General features: G+C 35.6%; 11 protein-coding genes. 8 read left to right on the forward strand and 3 right to left on the reverse strand.

Annotated elements, in window-relative coordinates; genetic code table 11:
* From MRZ19_RS06560 to MRZ19_RS06570, 3 genes are all read right to left on the reverse strand, one after another.
* A partial coding sequence (locus tag MRZ19_RS06560; RefSeq protein ID WP_291031507.1) for a hypothetical protein occupies nt 1-200 on the reverse strand: 200 nt, incomplete at its 3' end.
* A 2-nt stretch (nt 201-202) separates the two neighbouring features.
* Nucleotides 203-871 carry a LexA family transcriptional regulator gene (locus tag MRZ19_RS06565; protein WP_291031508.1) on the reverse strand — a complete coding sequence of 223 codons (669 nt, stop codon included), beginning with the start codon at nt 869-871 and terminating at the stop codon, nt 203-205.
* A 512-nt stretch (nt 872-1,383) separates the two neighbouring features.
* Nucleotides 1,384-1,671 (reverse strand): hypothetical protein, encoded by a 288-nt coding sequence (locus MRZ19_RS06570; protein WP_291031509.1) that lies wholly within the window; start codon nt 1,669-1,671, stop codon nt 1,384-1,386.
* 118 nt (nt 1,672-1,789) lie between these two features.
* Between MRZ19_RS06570 and MRZ19_RS06575 the strand changes: the two genes are divergently transcribed.
* From MRZ19_RS06575 to MRZ19_RS06610, 8 genes are all read left to right on the forward strand, one after another.
* Complete coding sequence (locus MRZ19_RS06575; RefSeq protein ID WP_291031510.1) at nt 1,790-2,596, forward strand: phage antirepressor KilAC domain-containing protein; 807 nt, start codon at nt 1,790-1,792, stop codon at nt 2,594-2,596.
* A 165-nt stretch (nt 2,597-2,761) separates the two neighbouring features.
* Complete coding sequence (locus MRZ19_RS06580; protein ID WP_291031511.1) at nt 2,762-2,983, forward strand: hypothetical protein; 222 nt, start codon at nt 2,762-2,764, stop codon at nt 2,981-2,983.
* On the forward strand, nt 2,973-3,779 hold the full coding sequence (locus MRZ19_RS06585) for a lambda exonuclease family protein (protein ID WP_291031512.1): 807 nt from the start codon (nt 2,973-2,975) through the stop codon (nt 3,777-3,779). Before MRZ19_RS06580 ends, MRZ19_RS06585 begins: the two co-directional genes overlap by 11 nt.
* Entirely contained in the window at nt 3,772-4,200 is a 429-nt protein-coding gene (ssb, locus tag MRZ19_RS06590) for a single-stranded DNA-binding protein (protein ID WP_291031513.1), read from the forward strand. Before MRZ19_RS06585 ends, ssb begins: the two co-directional genes overlap by 8 nt.
* Before the next feature lie 9 nt (nt 4,201-4,209).
* The gene (locus tag MRZ19_RS06595) at nt 4,210-4,374 is read left to right on the forward strand and encodes a hypothetical protein (RefSeq protein ID WP_291031514.1); all 165 of its coding nucleotides are present in this window, start codon (nt 4,210-4,212) and stop codon (nt 4,372-4,374) included.
* 3 nt (nt 4,375-4,377) lie between these two features.
* A complete protein-coding gene (bet, locus tag MRZ19_RS06600; RefSeq protein WP_291031515.1) occupies nt 4,378-5,124 on the forward strand; it encodes a phage recombination protein Bet in 747 nt (248 codons plus the stop codon).
* 21 nt (nt 5,125-5,145) lie between these two features.
* The gene (locus tag MRZ19_RS06605) at nt 5,146-5,652 is read left to right on the forward strand and encodes a hypothetical protein (RefSeq protein WP_291031516.1); all 507 of its coding nucleotides are present in this window, start codon (nt 5,146-5,148) and stop codon (nt 5,650-5,652) included.
* The coding region (locus MRZ19_RS06610; RefSeq protein ID WP_291031517.1) for a RusA family crossover junction endodeoxyribonuclease at nt 5,627-5,965 on the forward strand (339 nt) is incomplete at its 3' end. The genes MRZ19_RS06605 and MRZ19_RS06610, both read left to right, overlap by 26 nt.

The following is a 5,965-nucleotide window of genomic DNA, read 5'->3' on the forward strand; positions in this document are numbered from 1 at the left end:
AAAAACTTTTCTTTTATTTTAGTTGCAAGATACGCGATAATAAAAGCTATTGCAATAGCCAATAGAAAAATACCACCGTGATTTAATGCTTTCACAAAAAACGTAGTAGGCAAAACCAAAAATGCTAAAAAAGCAAAAACACCCATATCACCCTGAAAAAATGCACTCAATTTCCACAATTTTTCAAAAAATTCTCCCATTCTTACATCCTCTTATATATAATTTCATACGCGCCAATCACGCGCCCTATAATGCGTAATTCCTCTAAATCTTTCACTTCTATATTAGAATACTCTTTATTATCCGATACAAGCGACAAAGGACGCTTTTTGAGCCTTTTTACAAACACTTCGTTTTGATACTCTATAATATAGATTCCCCCCTCAATGCTAGAGCCATCGTCTTGAAAGATTAGCATTTGCCCTTCTTTAAGCGTAGGATACATAGAATCCCCCACAACGCTAACAATCCCCATTTTGTTAAAGCTTACTACCCCAAACATTGCGCGCAATTCATTTTTATTAAAAGGGATTAACTCTACTTCGCCTTCAAAATTTGTAGCACCAAACCCCGCGCTTACTGCAAAATCTTTATAAAATGGGATTGTGATTTGATTATCGGAGGTATCGCTGTTTTGCGGATTGTATGCGTTTAACTCCCCCAATTTGTTTGATTTATCCGATTCATCGTTTTTATGTAAATTTTTTTTACATAAAGATAGCATTTTGTCAGCAATTAATGGATTAATTTTGATTTTTCCTCTTTCAAAATTGTTAATTTGTTGCCTTGTTTTAATGCCGATTAAAGCCCCAATTTTTTCCTGTGAAAGCCCTAGTTTTAGGCGTATTTCTTTAAATTCAGAAGCTTCCAATTAGTCTCCTTTTATATTTTTTGTAAAAAAATTTTACTTAGTTATTGACAATGTAAAATTATTTTACTATAATTCCCTCATCAAAAGTTTGTAAAGTCTTTAATAAATTTTTGTAGAGAATAGCAAAAATTATCCCAAAGGCTGCTTACTTTTATGTTCTTTGAAAACTTGTGTTGTTATAATTTTGTAAAGGATTCTAAATGCTGGAATTATTAAAAAATATTGGCTTAGGATTTTACGGCAATTATGCGTTAGTAATATCACTTTAGCGAATGCGTATATTGTCTTAGGAAGTATTGCCCTGTTTGTGTTTTTAAACAAAGAAAGGATAAACAATGAGTTACGAATATGTGATGGCTGGAGCTTTGACATTCTGCTTGATTCTTGCGAGTTATTTAGCATTTTTCAAAAAAGAAAAAGCCCACAAACACTAAAACCTACAAGCAACAAACAATAACTTCAAGGGGTTTTGCCCCACCTCTTTACAATCTCACATAACAACCCCATTCATTTTAAGGTAAGAAATATTTAAAAATACTGACAATACCGATAATCGCTAGGATTAGGATTGCGATATTGATAACCCATACAAGGCTATTATAGTCTTGTGGTATCTCTTTGATTTCATCATTGTAGCAGCAGGGTTTATTGGTCGCGATACAAACGCCTTTTACGCGTTTATTGCAGGTTATATCAACAAGCGTTATCCCGTTGATTCTCTTTTGGTAAAAATAATTATCTTTTACAAAAGGGCATTCTACAAGCAGATTTTCTACAGGTTCAGGCTTCTTTTTAAGCAACACACACCTTACGAATGAATTTTAGAAGTATCTATAATGAAGCTCCTTAGTGTGTAATTTTGTTTTGCAAAAATAATTATAACACAAGTGGCTTCACAATGGATATAAAGGAGTAAAAATGCAATTACAGGTTTTTGAAAAATCAGACTTAGGACAAATTCGAGTCATAGGCGATAATGAGAATCCACTTTTTTGCCTTAGGGATGTTTGTGAGGTGCTAGAGCTTTCTAAGGCTTCAATGGTGCTAACAGCCTTAAATGCGGAGTTTGGAAGTGGGGTAAGCCAAACTTATCCCATCATAGATAAGCTAGGACGGGAGCAAAAGGCAACCTTTATCACAGAGCCGCAACTCTATTTTGTGCTTATACGAAGTGATAAACCAAAGGCGAAGCTTTTTAGAAAGTGGATAACCTCTGAAGTTTTGCCTAGCATTAGAAAGACTGGAAGTTATACCATAAAGAATACTACCCCCGCATTGCCTCAAAATTATAAAGAAGCATTGCAGCACTTAATTGTGCAAGTGGAAAAAAACGAGAAGCTTCAAGAGGAAAATTTAAAATTGCTAGAAAGCAAGGCAAACTTAAATCGCCTAATGCACTCAGAGCGCACCTACCTTAGCACAACGATTGCAAAAGAGCTAGGGTTAAATAGCGCAAAGGAGCTTCACGAGATTTTAAACCGCGTGGGTGTGATTTACAAGCGCGATAGAGCGTGGCTACCTTATGTGAAATATGAGAAATACAAACTCATTGAGAGCAAAAGCGAGCTAATCAAAAAAGCCGATGGCGAAGTGATAGAAACCTATACTAGCCGATGGACACAGGCAGGGCGGGAGTTTCTACTTAGAGAGTGGAATAAGATTATAGATCACTATGCAAGGAGGTTGAAAAATGAATCTGCTAAACAAATGGATAAGTGCAATTAAGCGTATTGCAAGGACTTCAAAAAATAAAGCAGAGTTTCAAGAAAAAATGTTAATCGGGCTTAAAGGTTATTATTCCGTTAGTAGATACTATGAATATAACGGATTAATTTTTTATAAAAAGGGGGTAGAATCTTACCCAGTAGATACATTTTTAGGAGCGTACCAATGCAAACGATGGAGTTAAATAAAGAAAAAATAAAAAAAGACTTTTTTACGATAAGTAATATGTGCATAAGTTTAAAAATTGAACGTGGGCTAATCCATTATGTTTTGAAAAAAGGCTTTAAGAGCGCAGAAGAGATTCGCCCAGATTCTAAGGCTAAAGAAGTATTTTTAGTTTTAAAAAATGGCGGATATATAAAAAAAAGGAGCAAAAATGCAAAATAGACTAAGCAAAGAAAGAGTTGGTAGAATCACTGGAAGTAGAATCGGAGCGATTTTAGGACTAGAGGGCGCGTTTAAAAGCAAAAATGCGATTCTTTTAGAAATGGTTAGGGAATATTATGGTGAGGCAAAAGAGGAGACTAGCCCTGATTTACAAAGGGGAATAGAATTAGAGCCGCTAATTTTAAAAAAGGCGATAAAAGAATATGAAACTCCGGGGTTTATAAAACATAAAAAATATGATTTTTTAGGCGCAACTCCAGATGCGTTTTTTATAGATGATGTAGGCAAAAAAGTGTGTGTAGAAGTAAAGGCACCGCGTAATTTTAAGGAAATTACACCAAGCTATAACGCACAAATGCAATTACAGATGGAAGTGTTAGACGCAGATGTTGGGCTATTTGTGCAAGGCATTTTAATCAATGAGGAATTAAAAGTCTTTAAAAGCTTAGTAGAGCGCGATAGAGAGTTTATAGAAAAAAACATAGAGTCTTTAAGGACTTTTATGGAGGATTATGAAAGAGCAAAAAACAATTATTTTGATTTAGAGTTAGAGAGCTTAAGCCGCGAATATGTTGCACTAAATGCGCAGGCAAAAGCAATTCAAGAGAAGCTAAGCGGTATAAAAGAAAAGCTTATTTCTAAAGGCACTTTTGAAAATAGTTTTGTAAAGGTGATTGAAAAAACAAGACGCGGCGGAATTGATTTTGCAAGATTTTGTAAAGATAACGCCTTTTCAATTCCATTGGATTATATCCGCGAGGATACAAAGTTTTTTGAGGTAAGGGTCAATGAATAGTGTGCATTTAATTGGGAATTTAACAAGAGATGTTGAGGCAAAGACGCTAAGCAGCGGTGCAAAAGTAGCAAAACTTTCCCTTGCAATTAATAGATACCGCAAGGGCGCAAGCGGGCGCACAGAAAATGAGACTTGCTTTATTGAAGCAGAATGCTGGGGGCGCACAGCAGAAACAGCAAGCACATTTTTAAAGAGGGGCTCAAAAGTAGCAGTAAGCGGATTTTTAAAGCAGGAAAGTTGGCAGGATAAAAACGGCAACAATCGCAGCAAGCTATTTATTTTCGCAGAGAAAATAGAATTTTTAAGCACAAAAAGCAATAGCAATGCAAGAGCGCAACAAAGCAATGCAGCACAAGAATTGCCACACAAGCCCCCACAAGAAATTCTGGTTGAATTTGTTGAGGATGAAATCCCGTTTTAAAGGATATAAATGGATATAAAAATTGTTTTAGACGCATTATACGCAGAAAAATACGCGCTATTAGAAAAAATAGCCAAGCTAGAAGTGGAGCTAGAATCAGAGAAAAAGGTAAATGAAACTCTAGAAAAAGGGTTATTAGAATTACAAGATATTGTATCAGTTTTGAAAGGATAAAAAATGGAAGTTATAAAAGTTGAAAATAAAAGTGAGATTATGCAAGAGGCGATGAAATATTTAAATGGGCTAGGATGCAATTTAAGCGAAGCCCACAAACATCAATTCTTAAACATTTGTAGCAGCTTTGGTTTAAATCCGTTTTTAAGGGAAATTTACGCCATTCCTTATAACAATAATTTTAATATTATTGTGGGATATGAAGTGTATTTAAAGCGCGCAGAATCAAGCGGGCGTTTAGCGGGATGGAAAGCTTGGTGTGAGAATAAAGGCGGGGAGCTTAAAGGATGTGTTGAAATTTTGCGCAAGGATTGGACTTGCCCTTTTTATCACGAAGTCTCTTTTAAAGAATACACAAGCGGTAAAAACTTGTGGCTAACTAAGCCTGAGACAATGATAAAAAAAGTGGCAATCGCGCAAGGCTTTAGGATGTGCTTTCCTTGCGAGTTAGGTGGAATCCCTTACACAAGAGAGGAGTTAGAAGCACAAGACTCTATAACAAAAGACAAAGAAGTAAAAATACCGCAAAATGATACCTCCTCAAATGCTAAAGCGTTAATGGATACATTAAAGAGCTTAGGTTTAGAAGTCTTAGAGATTAAAAAGTTTTGTGAAAAACACAAAATCACAAGTGTTAATCCTGAATCTATTGAAGCGATTTTAGGGCGAGAGGATTTAAAAACATTAGTTGAGGATTTTAAAAGCGAGCATAGCACAAAAGAAGTGGCTGTTGTTGAGGAATCAATCTAGCCTTGCAATGAGGGGTAAAAAATGGACATAAAAGAGCAAATCATTATCTCTTTGGGTAAAAAGATGTGGGGCATTACACCCATTGATTGTGAATATATGGGGAGTTTGCTAAGGGAGCTTACAGAGGGCGAAGCAAAAGAAGTTTATAAAAAGGTTGTGAATGCACAACACATAAATTTAAACACTTTTTCTAAGGCTTGTAGAGAAGTTAAGGGGCAGGCGATACTACAACACGAAGTAGAAGCAAACACCCTTTTAGAAAAGCTGCACAAAATTGTAGAAAAAATAAGCTGGGAGCGGAAAATTAACAATTTTATACAAGGGCGTTACCCTTTAGAAAAGATATTGATTAATAACAAACCTGCTTTTACAAAAAAAGAGCTGGCGGTGTTAAGAATGGCGCATAAAACTTATAAAGACTTAGTGCAATACAGAGAATATGAACGCGTAAGGGATAATATGCGTTACATTTCCATTAAGTTTTGGATTTTAGGATTAACCGATGGTCATAAAGCTCTTAAACATTAGCCCGCCTAGCGTTAATCATTATTGGTTAGGCAGCGGCTATCATCGCTATATCAGTAAAAGCGGGATTGAATTTAAGCGCGCGTTAGCATTAAGTGCTAAGGCAAGCAAGGTTATCATCACAAAAAAACAAGTGCGCTTAAGCATTATTTGGCACAAGAAAGATAAGCGGCGTAGAGACATAGACAATATTTTAAAACCCATCTTAGACGCATTAAACGGAATTGCGTATTATGATGATTCTCAAGTTACAGAGCTTTTTGTTAAAAGACAACAAGGCGCGCAAGAATGTTTAGAAATTACAATCAAGCAGCTA

The organism is Helicobacter sp., assembly GCF_022770205.1.
Lineage (GTDB): Bacteria > Campylobacterota > Campylobacteria > Campylobacterales > Helicobacteraceae > Helicobacter_D.